We start from the raw sequence: 16061 nt of genomic DNA, 5'->3' as shown, positions 1-16061 counted from the left end.
CTTATGCAGAAGTCGTCCTCCATCTCCCTCCTCCTGTCACTCGGCCTCTTGCTGCTCATGCAGTGTAGTCCGAAAGCTGATCAAAGTATGACCACGGCGGCTCCTTTTGAAATAGAGGAGACAACCATTGCCGACATTCACCAGGCTATCAAGGACGGCACCTGTAGCTGCGAGCAGTTGGTGACAACTTACCTGCAGCGCATCGAAACCTACGATCAGCCCACGCGGCTCAATGCCATTGTGGTCACCAACCAGGAGGCCATTGCTACGGCTCGGGCAATGGACCGCGAATACCAGCGCACGAAGAAGCTCCGACGGCTGCACTGCATCCCCCTTATCGTAAAAGACAATTACAACACCATCGGTCTGCAGACGGCGGCGGGCTCTGCGGCCATGGCAGGCTTTATACCTGAAACGGATGCCTACCAGGTGCGCGTGTTGAAGGAGGCCGGCGCCATTGTGCTGGCAAAGTCCAACATGGCTGAGTGGGCCTTCAGCCCGATGGTCTCGATCAGCTCCCTTGCAGGAGAAACGCTGAACCCTTACAACCTGGAGCACGTGCCGGCTGGCTCCAGTGGCGGAACCGCCGCAGCCGTAGCCACCAACATGGGCACCGTCGGCCTGGGCACCGATACGGGCAACTCCATCCGCGGCCCATCCTCTCACAATGCCTTGGTGGGCATCCGCTCTACTCTTGGCCTGACCAGTCGCCACGGCATTGTGCCGCTTTATTTGCGCAACGATGTGGGCGGCCCCATGGCGCGCACCGTCGAAGATGCTACCCGGATTCTGGAAGTGATTGCCGGCTATGACTCAAATGATTCGATCACCCGCTACAGTCAGGGAAAAGTGCCTCAGAACTATACCCAGTTTCTGGACAGGGACGGGCTGAAGGGCGCCCGTATCGGCGTGCTGCGCACCCTCAGTGACAAAGATCCCAACCCGCAGGTGAAAGCGCTGTTTGAACAGGCAATCGCCGATCTGGAAAGACTCGGCGCAGTGATCGTAGATCCAGTAGAAGTAGCGAACTTTGATAGCCTGCGAAAAGACCAGTGGTGCGATGTTTTTCAGGAAGATATCAATGCTTATTTAGCCGCTCAGGGAGAGAAGGTACCTGTTAAGAACTTGCAGGAAATTGTGGCTTCAGGTAAGTATTCGCCCTACATCGAGGCGAATTTAAAGCACTTCCTGGAGAACCAGCAAGATCAGGACAACCCGCAGCATACCTGCTCCGACCCTTTTAACGATCCGAAGAGAATTGCTTTCCGGGAGGCCATTGAGCGGGCCATGGACAAACACGAGTTGGGTGCCATCGTTTACCCGACCTGGAACCACCCACCTGCCCGTGTCGGCGACTTCAAAGGCTATAAAGGCGACAACAGCCAGATCATAGCACCGCATACCGGCCAGCCGGCCATTACCGTGCCCATGGGCTATACTTATAACAACTTACCGGCTGGTCTGCAGTTCCTGGGTCGCATGTTCGATGAGCCTATCCTGATCCGCTATACCTACTCCTACGAGCAGGGCACCCGGCACAGGAAGCCGCCGCTTAAATTCAGCAGGAAGGCAGGGGTTGCCGAATAAAAGCATCAAAATAAGAAGGTATGTTGACGTATAGATTTGCTGTCCTTCAGCTCCTTCTTTTCAAACCATTAATTTAATCGAATACTAGCCCTTCGTGTAATATGAGCTTTTTAGAGGTGTCCGGAATAAGTGTGCAGGAGGAAGGGAATACTGTTTTAGATAATATCAGCTTTCAGCAGGGCGAGTACGAGAAAATAGCCATTGCCGGGGAGACTGGTTCGGGTAAAAGCACCCTGCTGCAGACCATTGCCGGACTGGTACAGCCCAGTGCTGGGCAGATTACTTTCGAGGGCAAACGCGTGATCGGTCCGCACGATAAGCTGGTGCCGGGCCAAGAAGGAATTGCCTACCTGTCGCAGCACTACGATCTGCCCCAGTTTTTGCGTGTGGAGCAGGTGCTGCGCTACGCCAACACGCTGCAGGGCGACGATGCCGAAATGCTGTACGAGGTATGCCGCATCAGTCATCTCAAGCAGCGCAGAACCAACCAGCTTTCAGGTGGGGAACGCCAGCGTATTGCCCTAGCCCGGCTGCTCAGCACCTGGCCAGACCTGCTGCTGCTCGACGAGCCCTACTCTAACCTTGACAAAGGCCACAAGGAATTACTGAAAGAGGTCATTCACGATATTACCGAGCGGCTCGCCATCACCTGTATCCTCATCTCCCACGACCCGCACGACACCCTTTCCTGGGCTGACCGCATCCTGGTGATCGAAGGAGGTCGGATTGTGCAGCAAGGCACCCCCGAACAGGTATACCGCCACCCGGTGGATGCGTATACCGCCGGCCTGTTTGGCAGCTACAACCTGATACCAGCTGATGTAGCCTCGGGATTCGCAGGCAAGTTAGGTATAGACACCCCTGGCCGTAACCTGCTGGTGCGCCCGGAGCATTTCAATTTCGTGAGCAAAGCATCCGGTCCCCTAGCTGGCACCGTTCAAAAGGTTACCTTTAATGGCGGCTACTACGATGTGGAGGTACAGCTATCGGGCATCAGCGTGACAGTTAGAACACAGGCTATACCTCCCGCTACAGGCGAGAAGGTATACCTTACAGTTCAGGCTGGGGCTATCACTGTGTTATAACGTTTTTTTTTCTCTTCGAGCGCTAAATACACCTAATCCACCATATTCCCGTTCGACATTTCCCGTTCGCGCAGCACCCGCGCCGTGACGAGCAATTGCCCTACATGGCGCATGCTGTGTTCGGCGGCGTGAAAGAGTAGTCCCATCACTGTGGACTCCACTTGTGCCCGCCCTACCCTTCTGGATTCGGTCAGGGTGCTTTCGTCGGTCTGCCGCAACTGTTCCATGACCTTGTCCACCTGCTCGTTAAACTTCTGCACCAGGGTCTCGGACTGCTTGTCCTGCCCAACCGGTTTGCCTTCGGCATACAAATAGGCCAATTGCTGCTCGTTCAATTGTTCACCGCGGGCATAGGTAAAGAGGCGCTCCAGAATGCCGGTGAGGTGCTGCAGGTGGTAGCCAACCGAGGCCACGCCGGCAGGCCGTTCCCAGAGAAGTTCGTCCGGAAAATCCTGCATAAAACTTCCGACTTCTTCGCGTGCCTGTAGCAGCGCATGGGCGACCGGTTGCAGCATAGCGGGCACATCCGGCAGCGGTCCGCGCAGCCAGACTTCGAGGTTTTTGGTTTGTGTCATAAGTTGAAGGGCTTGTATATGAGCGATGTACGCAATCAAGAGATAAAGAGCCTATCTATTTCAATTTTTCAGGCTAAAGCGACTCGGTGCGTTTGCTCGAATTTCGGTTTGCACCATACACGGATTATCCCTAATATGCAGGCATCCTATTATTAACCCATACTTAACTGATATGCCAGCTTACATTATTGTAGACATAGACGTAACGAATGCCGCCACTTACGAGGAGTACAAAAAACTAACGCCGGGCTCCCTGCAGCCTTATAACGGCAAGTTTATCGTGCGTGGCGGTGCCGTATCGCCGCTCGAAGGCGACTGGAGCCCTACTCGTATCGTGGTGCTCGAATTCCCGACCATGGAGCAAGCCAAAGCCTGGTGGTCGTCTGATGAATATGCCCCAGCCAAAGCCCTGCGTCAGAGTGCTTCCAGCAGCCGCATGATCGCAGTAGAAGGCTTTGAAGGCTAGTTTGTAAAGTCTGAGTCGCGCGTCGTGGTTTTAGGTTGGAGGGCCCAGCTGTTCTTCTCCACTCCCGAAACAGGTCACGCGACTCAACTTCTTCAACTCCTGCACGTTCAGCAAAGGAAAAGCGTATGAAAAACCGCAGCACCATTGCTTTGCTCTTTCTGTTCGCAGGTATAGTGGCCTGCAACTCGCCGCAACAGGACCGGGAAGAAGACAAGGCCGGGACAGTAACAGCTTTGTCTGCAGAGCAGTTGGAACAGTATCGGCAGCAGGGGCGCTCCATTACCAAAACCAGTTTTGACACGCTGAGCCACAACCTGATGCGGGCCATGCAGCAAGGCGGCCCCCTGAATGCGCTGCAGTTCTGCAACATAGAGGCTTATCCGCTTACAGATTCCCTTTCCGCACAATTCGACGCCCACATCCGACGCACCTCGGCGCAGTACCGCAACCCGGATAACAAGCCCGATGCCCAAGAAGAAGCATTACTCACCGCATTTTCCAACTGGAAAGAACAGGGTCGTGACTTGAGTCAGGCTGACACGCTGGTGATGCTGGCGGATGATCAGGTGCTTTTTGCGAAACCGATCCTGCTGCAGCCGCAATGCCAGGCCTGCCACGGCGTGCCAGGCGAAACGCTCACCAAAGAATTGCAAGCCGAAATACAGAAGCTATACCCCGAAGACCGGGCCACCGGCTTCAGACCGGGTGACCTGCGGGGCATGTGGGCCATCCGCTTCCAAAACTAAACGCTATAATTTATTTTTATCCCGCTGGTTCAGGTAGCCGAGTGCTTCCTGCACTGATATGAGATCATTTTGGTCGTGGTAGCAGCGGATGCGCTCCATTTCGCCGGCGATGAGTCCGGCACGGGTATCTTCTACTTTGCCCTGTGAGTGCGTTACTTCCTCCTGCCAGGGCATCGCCTTGCCGGGCAGGCTGTATAGGTATATCTCCGGGTACTCCCGAAGAGCTGCAGTGATAGCCGTCATAAAAGCACGGGGCTGTTGGAAGGGAGCTGCCGTCACGGCCAGGCTTTTGTAGCCCTGCTCCTTCGCATAACGCACCGCCGATGTCGCCTCGATCAGGGTATGCAGCATGTCAGTATTGGCGGGTACAGGCGGAACAGGTATAAGCTGCTCCTCACCTATTCCGAGTTTCCTCATTTCCTTTTGCCATACCTCAAATCCGGGGTAGCCGCTCATGGCTTTGGTGCCGAGGCAGAGCACTTTGTGAGTACGGCCGCTCTGCAAAAACTGATGGGCTGTTTTAAAGGCTGCCTGTTGGTTGTCTTCGGTTTGACCGAACAAAAACAAGCCGTCTACCGGCTCGTCAGGTATGGTATCGCACAGTGTGCGAATGATGAGTTCTTCTATCATAGCTCCGCTTATACGCAACAGAAATGCGCAAGGTATATACCCGCAAAATTGCCTAATTTTGTGCATGATCAAAAAATTCCTGTTCCCACTCACCCTTCTTTTATTTAGCAGCACCTCCGCCATGAGTCAAAGCAAACCTGAAACACCTGCCGTTATAAAACCGGTAGAGCTGCAGCTGAAAGGCTACAACAGCCGCGACATCGACCTGTTTGCCAGTGCCTTCAGCGACACCGTGAAGGTATACCGCCAGCCCGGCGTGCTCACCTACCAGGGCCGCGATGAACTGCACAAGCGCTACGGGGCCATGTTTGCCAGCACCCCGGATCTGCACTGCGAGATCGTGAACCGCATTGTAGCAGGCGACGTGGTGATAGACCAGGAGAAGGTGCAGCGCAAAAAAGGGGAGCCGCGCACCGACGCCATCGCCGTATACCGCGTAAAGGATGGCTTGATCATAGAGGTAACTTTTATACCGCCTTACAATACCCAATAAATGACGAACCAGATAGACAGCATCATATTTGACCTGGACGGCACCCTGTGGGACGCTGCTGAAACGGTGGCCAAAGCCTGGAAAGCTGCCCGGGAGAAAGTTGATTTTGAAATACAGGAAATCACACCTGACAAGATTCGCTCCATTGCGGGCACACAGCATAACCTGATCTTCGACATGCTTTTCCCGCACCTGAACCAGGCGCAGCGCCAGGAGCTGATGGAAGTGAGTGGCCAGGAAGAGATGGCCCACATCCGGAAACACGGTGGCGACCTGTACGAGGGATTGGAGGAAACGCTGGAGTACCTGCACAACAAGTACAAGCTCTTTATCGTGAGCAATTGCCAGGACGGCTACATTGAGGCATTTCTGGAGCGGCACGACCTGGGCAGGTATTTCGGTGACTTCGAGTGCTCCGGACGCACCGGTGACTCAAAGGCCATCAACCTCAAAGCCATTGTGGAGCGGAACAACCTGCAGTCTCCGGTGTATGTGGGCGACACGCCCGGCGACCTGGAGGCAAGCCAGGTAGCGGGCGTACCGTTTATACATGCCGGCTACGGTTACCGGGAGGTGAGTGAGTACGAGCACCGCCTAGAGCGCATCAGCGACCTGACCACGCTTTTCTAACTGTTCCGCTATGATCTTCGAAGCCCAGCCGGATGATATTGATGAACTCTACGAGCTCTGGCGCCTGTTGCTTGATATGCAACAGGCCTACCACGTTGTGTTCAGGTATAAGCCGGGCAGTGAGCAGGCTTTGAAGGCAGAACTCCTCAACCGCCTCAAAGACAAAAGCACGAGGGTGTTTGTGTACGAGTCTGATGAAGTCTGGGCAGGTATGCTGGTGGCCAGTCTGCGGCCGGGCTCGGCAGGTTTCAAGCTTTCCAGCAAAGGCTACATTGGCGAAACGGTGGTGCGTGCGGAATTTCGCGGCAAAGGGATCGGCAAGGAATTGTTCGAGGCCGCCCGCAAATGGCTAAGCGATCAGGGCGCCGATCACCTCGAGCTACAGGTGTCGGTACACAACCCGGGCGGCATTCGCTTCTGGGAGTCACTGGGTTTTACGCCCTCTACGCAACACATGGTACTGCCGCTACAGCAACCCGGAAATTCAAAAAAAACGAAGTGAAAATTGTGAACAGAAGTCAGGAGACTGCGTAATTCTATACAGGCAGCATCCCATTCTGCATTTCCTTAACAGCTTCTATTTACGAGTATCATGGTTGTCTCTTTACGCGTCCTGGCGCCTTTTCTGGTGTTTTTGTTACTGCTCACGAGCGGCTGCGACAAAGAAAATGATACAGCACCTCCACTTGCTGATTCGAATGTGTATACCAAAGAGATTGCCTTCAAGATCTTCACAGAAACAGATTACAGTGAGGCGCGCTGGCAGCATTCTAAAATGAACCTAAACCTCAAGCTGCGCCGCATCAGCACCGCCCTGCCCAAAGAAGAAATCGTGTTTGACACCACCTTCGGCTGGATGCCCTTTCAGGAACTTCCGCTCAAGGATGCCCCCCTGCAGCTGAAAAAACAACTGCAGGAGGTGCACAAAGCACAGGACAGGCTCATGTTGGATGTGACTAAGGTCGTTTCCATTAACGGGTACGAAACAGTGTTCCAGCACGAGCAGACACTTGACCACAACAAACCCCAGGAAACCGTTGAAGTGAAGCTGTAGCCTGCGCTTACGTTAAGGACGCAGTTCGTATACCTTGTCGTACCAGGTTTCTGCCACTTTGCGGAAAAGTGAAAACCCAGCTGCCGTGGCTGCTTTCTGCAGTTCGTGCTCGTGTCCGTCAATGCCGCGCTCTACCCGGTAAACGTGCTCAGACCCTCCAGGTATAATTCTGGTAGAACGCAGGCGCTGGTATTGCTCTTCACTGACGATGTTGCTGTCCTTTGCCTCTGCAACCACTAACACGCCATCCGTTTTCAGCACCTGTCTGCATTCGGCCAACACATCCTGCAAATTGGCTCCCATGTGGTGCGCACTTTCGATCAGCGTGATCAGGTCGTACTGGTAGGCGTATACCTGTTCCTTTGTAGCCCACTCGAAGTGTGCGTTGGGAATGTGCTTCTGTTTGGCCAGCAGATTGGCCCGCTCGACAGAAGAAATATACCTGTCGAAACCAAGGAAGGTCGAATTGGGAAACACGCGTGCCATCACCAGCGTGGAAGCTCCGTGGCGACCATTACTCAGGTCTGCTACCAGTATGCCCGCCTCCAGTTTTTCAGGCAAACCCTGTACACCCGGTATCCAGCTGTGCAGGAGACTGGACAGGTATTCCTCGCTGAAAAACCTGCTCGATCCATCCGCAGGCAGCAGGCCCCGTCCTTTCACATGATTGCCTGCCACAGATGGTGCCACCTCCAAAGGCTTTCCGTTCGCTTTCATAAAGCGGTTGCCTACATAATAAGGGCTGGTTGGATCCGTCAGGGCAATGGCATGGGCCTCAGGCAGGCAGAAGGTATCAGCTTCCGGCTCGTGCACCAGGTAGCCGTCTGCAGCCAGACTGTCAGCCCAGTGCTTCACCAGTCTGATACTGGCTCCGGAGTTTCGGGCAATCTGGCCTACCGTCATCGGTCCGGCGTCGGCCATCGCTTTGTAAAGCCCCAATTGGCTGCCCAGGAAAGACATTCTTACACGCTCTGCAGCACTCAGGTCGTTCAGAACGTGGTGGGCAAAATCCTCTACCCTTTCTGGTCGGCCTCTTTTTCGTTGAATTGTATTCTCTTTCATTGTAGTAGTGTTTTGTGTGATGATAACAGCCTAAAATTAAAGCACTTACCACAAAGAGTATTGTATAAATTTCGGAATAATTTGTGCAGACTAGAAGCTCTTGCGAATTTCCAGCGGTGTCTGGCCGGTTTTGCGCTTCATGAAGTGGCTGAAGTGGGATTGATCCTCAAAATGAAGCGTGTAGGCGATCTCGGCCATGCTCATTTCTGTGTTACTGAGCAGCACACGGGCCTCCTGCAGCAGTCGGCTGTGTATCATCTCGTGAGGGGATTTGCCGGTGGTGCTTTTCACGACATCAGACAGGTGCTTGGGCGTGATGTTGAGCAAACTGGCGTACTGTTGTACCTCGTGCATTTCGCGGAAATGCTCATCCACCAGATGCTTATAGGCGCTTGTCAACTGCACGGCGCGGGTAGCCTTCTCTTTGATGTACACGGTATACCTGGCTTTGTAGCAATCGCGGATAAGCAGCAGCAGGATGTGGATGTAGTCGCGGAGCAACTGCATTTTTTCCCTTGAGTGGCCGCTGTGTACCTCCAGTATATTCTCGAAGGAGCGCTGCACCAGGTTGCTTTCGTTTGCGGTGAGGCTGATGACGTGCTCAGCTTCCAGATCGAAGAAAGGAAATTGCTCTGATAAGGTACCCTGCATGACGGGCTCTAAGAATGCCGTTGTAAACTCTATGCAGAAGCCCTTGCAGCCTCTGATATTGGTAGAGGCATAGAGTACATTGGCCGGAACAATCACCAGATCGTGCGGCATGAGCCAGCGGTGTTTGTCGTCAAGACGTATATCGTGCAGGCCATCGAGGAGGAGGTAAATCAGGTTAAAGTTTCTTCGCAAGGCTGGAATCCCCAGCTTTGGGTCAACATATTGGTGCCTTTCCTCCATACGTCCCGGCAATAACTGTAGGCCCGGATCATAGATGTGTTTATCGTGGTTTATTTTTCTTTCAAAGGCAGCAATTGTATCAAAGGTCAATATTTCATTTCTGGGCACAAATTTACTTTTAAACTTCCCTACATACCCTTCTGCGTCTGTTTCCCCCGTATTGCAAAGGATGCTTTCACTGCAAGAAGTTATTTGATATCACTTGAGTTGGTTAATCCCAAAACTTGCAGGGTTTCTCTACTTACTACAACAAGATATCACCCAAAAAAGTATCACTTTTTAAGCATTTAATTAAAATATATAACCTGTTTTGGGTAAACCCTATCGTAGCACTGATGTAGGGCTGCCTGTCATAAGTTAACAAAACCTATAGCGTGCCGGGAAGAAAAATTATTGGATTAAAATATGGCCAGAACAAGCCAGCCCAATGCGCCTGCCAGTGCACCAGCCAGTAGTGTAGGCAGCATGTTGGCGGCCATAATCGCCTTGTAGTTCTGAATATTCGCCACAGAAGCCGCTGCGATGATGTTGAACAAACAGATGGCGTTGCCCAATCCGGCGCCGCTCAGCTGGAGCGCCAGCACCACCTGGGGGTTGAGATTCAAAACCGTGGCCGTTTCCAGTTGCGAGGCCCCAAACACGACGTTGGAAATGGTGGTGCTGCCCGTGATAAAGGCACCCATGATGCCCACAAAAGGAGAGACAAAAACATACAAAGGCCCCAGACCGCTCAGCATTTCAGAAATATACCGCACCATGGAGGGTTGTGTGACACCCGAGTGGATCATCAACTGAGCGATGGCAATAGAGGGGAAAAGCACCACAAACACGGCCAGCATCTTTTTTAGCGGCCCGGCCAGGTAAAGCGACTTGCTTCGGTACAGCACCGCTACTCCCAAACCCACTGCCGCAAAAGGCAGCAAAGGCGAAGCAAGCGGTCTGATCGCAGCCCGAATGCCGGTATCGAACATATCTTCGAAAGCCAACTCCCAGCCTAGCCAGCCTTTTAAAACCGGTGAGAGACGGGGCAGCAGTAGCAGGATTGCCAGGAGCGCATAAGGCAGCCAGGGCTTCAGGTTGACCTGGACACCTTTCTGTTTCAGGTATAGCACGGAGAGCCCCAGCATGGTCAGGGCAGCCACCACAGTCGCCAGCTCGGCAGCCAGCCAGGCCAGCAACAAAAAGGGAATAGCCATGAACAGGTATAGCGACAACACTTGCCTGCGATGCTGCAGCTCACCATGGCTGTGCGCCACCATCCGGAAGACCAGCCACAGAATCAGCAGCCCGACGAGCACCGTTATACCTGCTGCCATCCACGCAATTTGGCGCACATCGGCATCAGACAGTCCCAACGGTATTTGCAGGCCGGTAATCAAGGGTGTGCCTACCGCTCCGAATATGGCAAACAGTCCGTCGAAGAGCAGTACCACCGCCACAGATAGCACGGCTTCAAAACCAAGGGCTACCAGTATCAGCGGCACAATGGCGCCTGGCGTACCGAACCCAGCCACGCCCTCAAAGAAAGCCGTGAGCCCGATGGCCAGCAAAAAGAAGCGGATCTCTTTGGATGGATGCAGCTGATCGAGAGAGTGGGTCATCTGGGTGATCAGCCCATTTTCAGACATCATGTTGTACAGAAAAGTCGCGCCCAGCACGATCATCAGGATGTTGATGGTAGTGAGCAGCGATGCCCCCATCACCGCCATAAAGTGCGCAGCCGTGGCACCCCAATAGAAGAAAAGCCCTGTGGTGACGGCTGCTCCCACCAGCACCGCTACCTTCACTCCTCTGGTGAGGGAGAGCACAACCAACAGCAAAATAGGCAGCAGGGCAAGTAAGTAGGGCATTTCGAGGATGTGTTGGAAGGTATAACCAGGTATAGGTATAATTTAGGCCTTTACTTCATTTTCCAGCTTTCGCCCCTGCTCAAAGTCTTCGATATTCTGGAGCGTAACGCTAGCGATGCTGTTAAGGGCGTTGCTGGTGAAGAAAGCCTGATGCCCTGTGATGAGCACGTTGTTGAACGAGAGCAGCCGCATGAACACATCGTCCTGTATTACGCGATCCGACAGGTCCTCAAAGAACAGATCGGCTTCCTCCTCGTACACATCGATGCCCAGGTATTTGATGTGACCACTTTTGAGACCGGCGATGACCGCCTTGGTATCGACAAGCGCTCCCCGGCTGGTATTGATGAGCATCACGCCCGGCTTCATTTGGGCGATGGTTTGTTTATTGATAATATGGTGCGTTTGCGGGGTGAGTGGACAGTGCAGGGAGATGATGTCGGAGTTGGCATAGAGGGTGGCCAGGTCTGAGAACTCAATACCGATCTCGTCAAACTCATCCCGTTTTTCAATGTCATAGCCCAACACCCGACAGCCGAAGCCTTTCAAGATCTTTGCCGTCACCAAACCGATCTTTCCGAGTCCGATCAGGCCGACAGTTTTGCCGTTCAGGTCGAAGCCCATCAAGCCGTTTAGCGCAAAGTTACCTTCCTTCACACGGTTGTAGGCGCGGTGGGTTTTGCGGTTGAGTGTCAGGATAAGTGCCAGGGTATGTTCGGCCACGGAGTAGGGCGAGTAAGCCGGCACCCGCACTACTTTCATTCCAAGAGCAGCGGCCGCCTCGAGGTCGACGTTGTTGAAGCCGGCGCAGCGCAGGGCGATCAGCTTTACGCCCTGTTCGGCCAACAGTCGCAGCACTTCCGAATTGGCCGTGTCGTTTACGAATATGCAAACCGCTTCGTATCCTTTTGCCAGCACAGCAGTATTCTTGTTGAGCGGTACTTCGAGGTAGCTGAGTTTGTGCTGGTGGGTAGCGTTGGCGGTATTGAAAAAAGTGCTGTCGTATACCTTGGAGCTGAAAAAGAGGACGTTCATAGCGAGGCGGTTTTGGTGATCAGGTATAGGGCTATACGCAAAACCTCCGGTCAGTTATACCTGTTCCGCCGCCAGGTATAGCTTGCCGTTCTCGCCATATTTCACGATGCCGGTGTCAACCAGTTCGCGTAACAGCTCGGTCACGGTCTCGGAATGCTTGGCTTCAAACTGTTGCACAAGTTCTTTTGGCAGAAGACTTTTGGTCTGCACTACTTGTAGTAGTTGCTGCCGCAAGGCCTGTTGCTCGTGTCCCTCACGCTCCTTTTTGCGCTGCGCCAGGCAGTAATCGCAAATGCGGCAGCTCTTGTCACTGACTTCGGCAAAGTATTCCAGCAGCAACTGCGTGCGGCAGCGGTTGGTGGTCTCTACATAATGCGCCATTTCTTTGGCCTGCTTTAAGGCACGGTCGCGCAGCTGCTCCAGCTTTTTGTGATTGAGCGGCAGGTTGGCGGCATCCAGGCGAGGCGCCGTAAAAACCAGTTGCGGTGCATCATGTTGTGGCTCGTACACCAGCACCTGTAGTTTGTGCAGATACTCAAGCTTGCGGCGCACTTCCTGTTCCGGCTTCTTGAGCTGCTCGGCCAGTTTGCGTTCCGATATCTTTACAAAGCCTGTAAAAGCCTCGCCGCCATACATACGCAGGATCAAACGTAGCAGGGCATCGTGCTCAGCATTGGCTACCTGAAACTCATAAAGCGCTATGTTGTCAAGCAGCAGGTATAGCCGCGACGGACTGTAATAAGCCTCATTGAGTTGCACGTAGCCTTCCCCTTCCAGCCGTTTGATGGCGTGGTGGGTTTCGAGTGCAGACAGTTTATAATTCTTGGATAAGGCAGCCAGGTCGAAATCGAAGCTGCCCATGAAGCCGCTGCCCACCGCGATCTGGTAGTAGTTGGCCAGGCACTGGTATACCCGCCGGATCAATTCCAGTGGTGGATGCGCCTCCTTCACTTTCTGCAGCAGGTCTTTGGTGTCGCTCGGGCCGTAAAGCAGGGTGGCATAGGCGTACTTTTCGTCACGCCCCGCACGGCCTGCCTCCTGGTAATAGGCCTCCAGGCTTTCAGGCAGATCAAGATGCACGACCAGCCGTACATCCGGTTTGTCGATGCCCATCCCGAAGGCATTGGTTGCCACGATTACCCGTACTTTGTCTTCGATCCAGGCCTGCTGTGTCTTGTTGCGCTCTTCAAACTTGAGGCCGGCATGGTAGGCCGCTGCAGGTATACGCCGGCTCTGCAGGAACCGGGCTATCTCAACCGTCTGCCGGCGGCTGCGCACATACACGATGGACTGCCCCGGCATGCGGTTCAGGATCTCGAGCAGGCGTCCCACTTTGTCTTCGGTGTAGAGGCAGGAGTACGACAGATTGGCCCGTGCAAAGCTCTTGACATAAACGTTCTGCTTTTTGAAAGCCAGCTTCTCCTGTATATCGACGCGCACCTGCTCGGTGGCCGTGGCCGTGAGGGCCAGCACAGGTATAGCCGGCAGCGTTTCGCGCAGGGCGGCCAGTTCCAGGTAGGGCGGCCGGAAATCGTAGCCCCATTGCGAGATACAGTGCGCCTCGTCCACGGCCAGCAAGCTTACTTTCATCCGCTTCACCCGCTCCTGAAACAGCTCAGTCTGCAAACGCTCAGGCGACAGGTATAGAAACTTGACGTTGCCATACACGCAATTGTCCATCGCAATGTCGATCTCGCGCCGGTTCATACCCGAGAAGATGGCCACGGCAGGTATACCGCGCTTTTTGAGCTGTTCCACCTGGTCCTTCATCAGCGCGATCAGCGGCGTGATCACCAGGCAAATCCCCTCCATGGCCATAGCCGGCACCTGAAAGCAGATCGACTTACCTCCACCCGTTGGCAGTAGCGCCAGCGTGTCCTGCCCTGCCAGGACCGAACGGATAATGTCCTCCTGCAAAGGCCTGAACTGGTCATAGCCCCAATAGGTGCGCAATATGTGGTGAATGTCCTGCAAGGATGCGTGTTTTACAAAGGCGAAGATAAGGTATATCGGCTAAACTAACTGCCAGTCATTCCTGAGAAAAAGCACGCCGAAGGTATACAAAAAAACCTGCCTCTTTCGAGGCAGGTTTTTAATAGTAGATTGTTGTTGTATTAAGCGGCAGCAGACTGACCATCTTCTCGGTCTTCGATCACCTTCTTCAGCTTCTCGATCGCCTGCGCGGCACGCTCTTCGTCAAATCTATTAATGTTGAGTAACATCTTAGTCTTCTCCTGGCGCGTGATCACCGGGTTGTTCAGCAGACGGATAATCTCCTCTTTCTGCTTGGCCGATGCATAACGCACACCAGCCGTGGCCGGCTCAGCATCCGCAGCGGCGGCTTCAGCAGCCGCTGTAGCCGGAGCAGCCTTCATGGTCGCCTTCTTCTCCGTAGGAACAGCTGGCTTGGCAGACGAATCATTACCTGCATAGTCCATCTCCTCTACCGGAGTCGGCTCGTAACCGGCTGCCCGGATAATCCAGGCCAGAATGTTGCGGTACGCCTTACCAATGGCACGGGTCTGCGCCATCGAGGCGATCGCGAACTCCTGGTAGTACTTCTTGCCCTGCTCTTTGTTGGAGCAGATCGCAAAGCCAGCACCCACCACCTGCTGACTGCGCAGATCGAGCAGGTTTACCTTCGCCTGGTACTTGATCTCGTCGTCGGTGCTGATGTTCACAACATGCTCTACCACCGGCAAGATACCCAGACGGGAACCGGCATACTGCCAGCCTTCCACGTTCACGTACTCTTTACCTTGTATGTTTTGATATAACCTGTTCTCTTTTATAAACTTAGCCAGGTCAACAGCTAAGTGAAGCGTCTCATCAGATTTCGCTATATCATAGCTCTCTACCTTCGGCTTCCTCTCCACTTTTGTCTCTTTATTCACTTGACTCATATCTTCGTTAGTTTTCATGTATTAGTACATATATCAAACATACCTGCTCCTGAAATGGTGCAAAAAATAACAAAAAATATGCATTGCAAATCGCTGATTATCAGCTATTTGTAAATTTTTTTCAGGAAAATATGTTCCCCGCTTCATTTGCCTCCGATTTAGCACAGAAAAGCAAAGGGGGGATATATTGTACGTGAAAATTACAATTGAGATAAGCGCGTGGAATTTGGAATTTGATTTCGAGGGAAGGCATTAGAGAAAAGCCAGCCAAATCTGGCCAGGTATTGCTCACAAAAGAATGATGTAGGTATAGCTTAGGCTTTTACCTCCTGCACGATCAGGCCGTCTTTCATGATTAGCTTGCGGTCGGCCATGGTGGCCAGTTGTTCGTTGTGCGTCACGATCACAAAGGTCTGGTTGAATTCGTCGCGCAGCTTGAAGAAGATCTCGTGCAGTTCCTGTGCGTTGTGCGAGTCCAGGTTACCGCTGGGCTCGTCAGCAAAGATGATGCGGGGCGAGTTGATCAGGGCGCGTGCCACAGCCGTGCGCTGCTGCTCACCACCCGACATCTCCGAAGGCTTGTGGTGCATGCGGTGCCCCAGGTTTAGCATGCTGAGCAACTCGGCGGCACGCTCGGTTACTTCCAGCTCCGGACGACCGGCCAGAAAGCCGGGCAGACACGCGTTTTCGAGGGCCGTGAACTCCGGTAGCAGGTTGTGAAACTGAAAGATAAAGCCAATATGCCGGTTGCGGAAACGCGCCAGTTCAGACGCATTGAGGCGGGAAATGTTCTTATCATCAAAAAGCACATCGCCGGTATCGGCGGAGTCGAGCGTACCCAGAATGTGCAGCAGTGTGCTTTTGCCAGCGCCCGAAGCGCCTACAATGGAAACAACTTCGCCGGCATGGATGGTGAGGTCTATACCTTTGAGCACTTCCAATGAACCGTATTTCTTGTGAACGTTAACGACTTGCAGCACGATCTGGCGGTAATGTGTTTGACAATGAATTATCTGTCAAAGCTACAAAACAAAAGTATAAGTGAGGTACCTGC

The 16061-nt window shown here is 53.4% G+C and carries 17 protein-coding genes; 8 read left to right on the top strand and 9 right to left on the bottom strand.

From position 1 onward, the window contains the following. The first annotated feature begins 3 nt into the window (after window positions 1–3). Window positions 4–1587 (top strand): amidase, encoded by a 1584-nt coding sequence (locus tag C8E01_RS09690; protein ID WP_116543168.1) that lies wholly within the window; start codon window positions 4–6, stop codon window positions 1585–1587. A 101-nt stretch (window positions 1588–1688) separates the two neighbouring features. Beyond that, the gene (locus tag C8E01_RS09685) at window positions 1689–2672 is read left to right on the top strand and encodes an ABC transporter ATP-binding protein (protein WP_116543167.1); all 984 of its coding nucleotides are present in this window, start codon (window positions 1689–1691) and stop codon (window positions 2670–2672) included. 32 nt (window positions 2673–2704) lie between these two features. On the opposite strand, the gene C8E01_RS09680 is transcribed toward C8E01_RS09685, so the two are convergent. Then, the gene (locus C8E01_RS09680) at window positions 2705–3247 is read right to left on the bottom strand and encodes a DinB family protein (RefSeq protein WP_116543166.1); all 543 of its coding nucleotides are present in this window, start codon (window positions 3245–3247) and stop codon (window positions 2705–2707) included. Between the two features lie 172 nt (window positions 3248–3419). Between C8E01_RS09680 and C8E01_RS09675 the strand changes: the two genes are divergently transcribed. Further along, complete coding sequence (locus C8E01_RS09675; RefSeq protein WP_116543165.1) at window positions 3420–3713, top strand: DUF1330 domain-containing protein; 294 nt, start codon at window positions 3420–3422, stop codon at window positions 3711–3713. Window positions 3714–3838: 125 nt separating this feature from the next. Further along, window positions 3839–4459 (top strand): Tll0287-like domain-containing protein, encoded by a 621-nt coding sequence (locus C8E01_RS09670; protein ID WP_116543164.1) that lies wholly within the window; start codon window positions 3839–3841, stop codon window positions 4457–4459. A gap of 3 nt (window positions 4460–4462) precedes the next feature. On the opposite strand, the gene C8E01_RS09665 is transcribed toward C8E01_RS09670, so the two are convergent. Next, window positions 4463–5089: a YdcF family protein gene (locus C8E01_RS09665; protein ID WP_116543163.1), complete on the bottom strand. Its 627-nt coding sequence runs from the start codon at window positions 5087–5089 to the stop codon at window positions 4463–4465. 121 nt (window positions 5090–5210) lie between these two features. Here C8E01_RS09665 and C8E01_RS09660 point away from each other — a divergent pair, with 121 nt between their 5' ends. From C8E01_RS09660 to C8E01_RS09645, 4 genes are all read left to right on the top strand, one after another. After that, window positions 5211–5582 carry a nuclear transport factor 2 family protein gene (locus tag C8E01_RS09660; RefSeq protein WP_243409508.1) on the top strand — a complete coding sequence of 124 codons (372 nt, stop codon included), beginning with the start codon at window positions 5211–5213 and terminating at the stop codon, window positions 5580–5582. After that, window positions 5583–6212, top strand: coding sequence for an HAD family hydrolase (locus C8E01_RS09655; RefSeq protein ID WP_116543161.1), 630 nt, complete (start codon window positions 5583–5585; stop codon window positions 6210–6212). A gap of 10 nt (window positions 6213–6222) precedes the next feature. Continuing rightward, the gene (locus C8E01_RS09650) at window positions 6223–6714 is read left to right on the top strand and encodes a GNAT family N-acetyltransferase (RefSeq protein ID WP_116543160.1); all 492 of its coding nucleotides are present in this window, start codon (window positions 6223–6225) and stop codon (window positions 6712–6714) included. 90 nt (window positions 6715–6804) lie between these two features. Further along, on the top strand, window positions 6805–7266 hold the full coding sequence (locus C8E01_RS09645; RefSeq protein ID WP_116543159.1) for a hypothetical protein: 462 nt from the start codon (window positions 6805–6807) through the stop codon (window positions 7264–7266). 12 nt (window positions 7267–7278) lie between these two features. On the opposite strand, the gene C8E01_RS09640 is transcribed toward C8E01_RS09645, so the two are convergent. From C8E01_RS09640 to C8E01_RS09610, 7 genes are all read right to left on the bottom strand, one after another. Then, window positions 7279–8328 carry a class I SAM-dependent methyltransferase gene (locus C8E01_RS09640; RefSeq protein WP_116543158.1) on the bottom strand — a complete coding sequence of 350 codons (1050 nt, stop codon included), beginning with the start codon at window positions 8326–8328 and terminating at the stop codon, window positions 7279–7281. 90 nt (window positions 8329–8418) lie between these two features. Beyond that, window positions 8419–9171, bottom strand: a complete 753-nt coding sequence (locus tag C8E01_RS09635) for a helix-turn-helix domain-containing protein (RefSeq protein ID WP_243409507.1) — start codon at window positions 9169–9171, stop codon at window positions 8419–8421. 446 nt (window positions 9172–9617) lie between these two features. Next, window positions 9618–11069, bottom strand: a complete 1452-nt coding sequence (locus C8E01_RS09630) for an L-lactate permease (protein WP_116543157.1) — start codon at window positions 11067–11069, stop codon at window positions 9618–9620. 42 nt (window positions 11070–11111) lie between these two features. Continuing rightward, window positions 11112–12104, bottom strand: a complete 993-nt coding sequence (locus C8E01_RS09625) for a 2-hydroxyacid dehydrogenase (protein ID WP_116543156.1) — start codon at window positions 12102–12104, stop codon at window positions 11112–11114. A gap of 54 nt (window positions 12105–12158) precedes the next feature. After that, window positions 12159–14078, bottom strand: a complete 1920-nt coding sequence (locus tag C8E01_RS09620; RefSeq protein ID WP_116543155.1) for a RecQ family ATP-dependent DNA helicase — start codon at window positions 14076–14078, stop codon at window positions 12159–12161. A 140-nt stretch (window positions 14079–14218) separates the two neighbouring features. After that, entirely contained in the window at window positions 14219–15025 is an 807-nt protein-coding gene (locus C8E01_RS09615; protein WP_243409506.1) for a hypothetical protein, read from the bottom strand. A 296-nt stretch (window positions 15026–15321) separates the two neighbouring features. Then, the gene (locus tag C8E01_RS09610) at window positions 15322–15987 is read right to left on the bottom strand and encodes an ABC transporter ATP-binding protein (protein WP_116543154.1); all 666 of its coding nucleotides are present in this window, start codon (window positions 15985–15987) and stop codon (window positions 15322–15324) included. Window positions 15988–16061 lie beyond the last annotated feature (74 nt).

This window comes from Pontibacter virosus (assembly GCF_003096355.1).
In the GTDB taxonomy this organism is placed as follows: Bacteria; Bacteroidota; Bacteroidia; order Cytophagales; family Hymenobacteraceae; genus Pontibacter; species Pontibacter virosus.
The sequence above is the reverse complement of the archived record's forward strand: the minus strand, read 5'-3'. Positions and strand labels throughout refer to the sequence as shown.

Excerpts from the sequence above, each read along its gene's own strand:
- C8E01_RS09645 (WP_116543159.1), top strand. The coding sequence starts at position 6,805 with ATGGTTGTCTCTTTACGCGTCCTGGCGCCTTTTCTGGTGTTTTTGTTA.
- C8E01_RS09650 (WP_116543160.1), top strand. The coding sequence starts at position 6,223 with ATGATCTTCGAAGCCCAGCCGGATGATATTGATGAACTCTACGAGCTC.
- C8E01_RS09680 (WP_116543166.1), bottom strand. The coding sequence starts at position 3,247 with ATGACACAAACCAAAAACCTCGAAGTCTGGCTGCGCGGACCGCTGCCG.
- C8E01_RS09655 (WP_116543161.1), top strand. The coding sequence starts at position 5,583 with ATGACGAACCAGATAGACAGCATCATATTTGACCTGGACGGCACCCTG.
- C8E01_RS09685 (WP_116543167.1), top strand. The coding sequence starts at position 1,689 with ATGAGCTTTTTAGAGGTGTCCGGAATAAGTGTGCAGGAGGAAGGGAAT.
- C8E01_RS09670 (WP_116543164.1), top strand. The coding sequence starts at position 3,839 with ATGAAAAACCGCAGCACCATTGCTTTGCTCTTTCTGTTCGCAGGTATA.
- C8E01_RS09640 (WP_116543158.1), bottom strand. The coding sequence starts at position 8,328 with ATGAAAGAGAATACAATTCAACGAAAAAGAGGCCGACCAGAAAGGGTA.
- C8E01_RS09630 (WP_116543157.1), bottom strand. The coding sequence starts at position 11,069 with ATGCCCTACTTACTTGCCCTGCTGCCTATTTTGCTGTTGGTTGTGCTC.
- C8E01_RS09675 (WP_116543165.1), top strand. The coding sequence starts at position 3,420 with ATGCCAGCTTACATTATTGTAGACATAGACGTAACGAATGCCGCCACT.
- C8E01_RS09665 (WP_116543163.1), bottom strand. The coding sequence starts at position 5,089 with ATGATAGAAGAACTCATCATTCGCACACTGTGCGATACCATACCTGAC.
- C8E01_RS09660 (WP_243409508.1), top strand. The coding sequence starts at position 5,211 with ATGAGTCAAAGCAAACCTGAAACACCTGCCGTTATAAAACCGGTAGAG.
- C8E01_RS09690 (WP_116543168.1), top strand. The coding sequence starts at position 4 with ATGCAGAAGTCGTCCTCCATCTCCCTCCTCCTGTCACTCGGCCTCTTG.
- C8E01_RS09625 (WP_116543156.1), bottom strand. The coding sequence starts at position 12,104 with ATGAACGTCCTCTTTTTCAGCTCCAAGGTATACGACAGCACTTTTTTC.
- C8E01_RS09615 (WP_243409506.1), bottom strand. The coding sequence starts at position 15,025 with ATGAAAACTAACGAAGATATGAGTCAAGTGAATAAAGAGACAAAAGTG.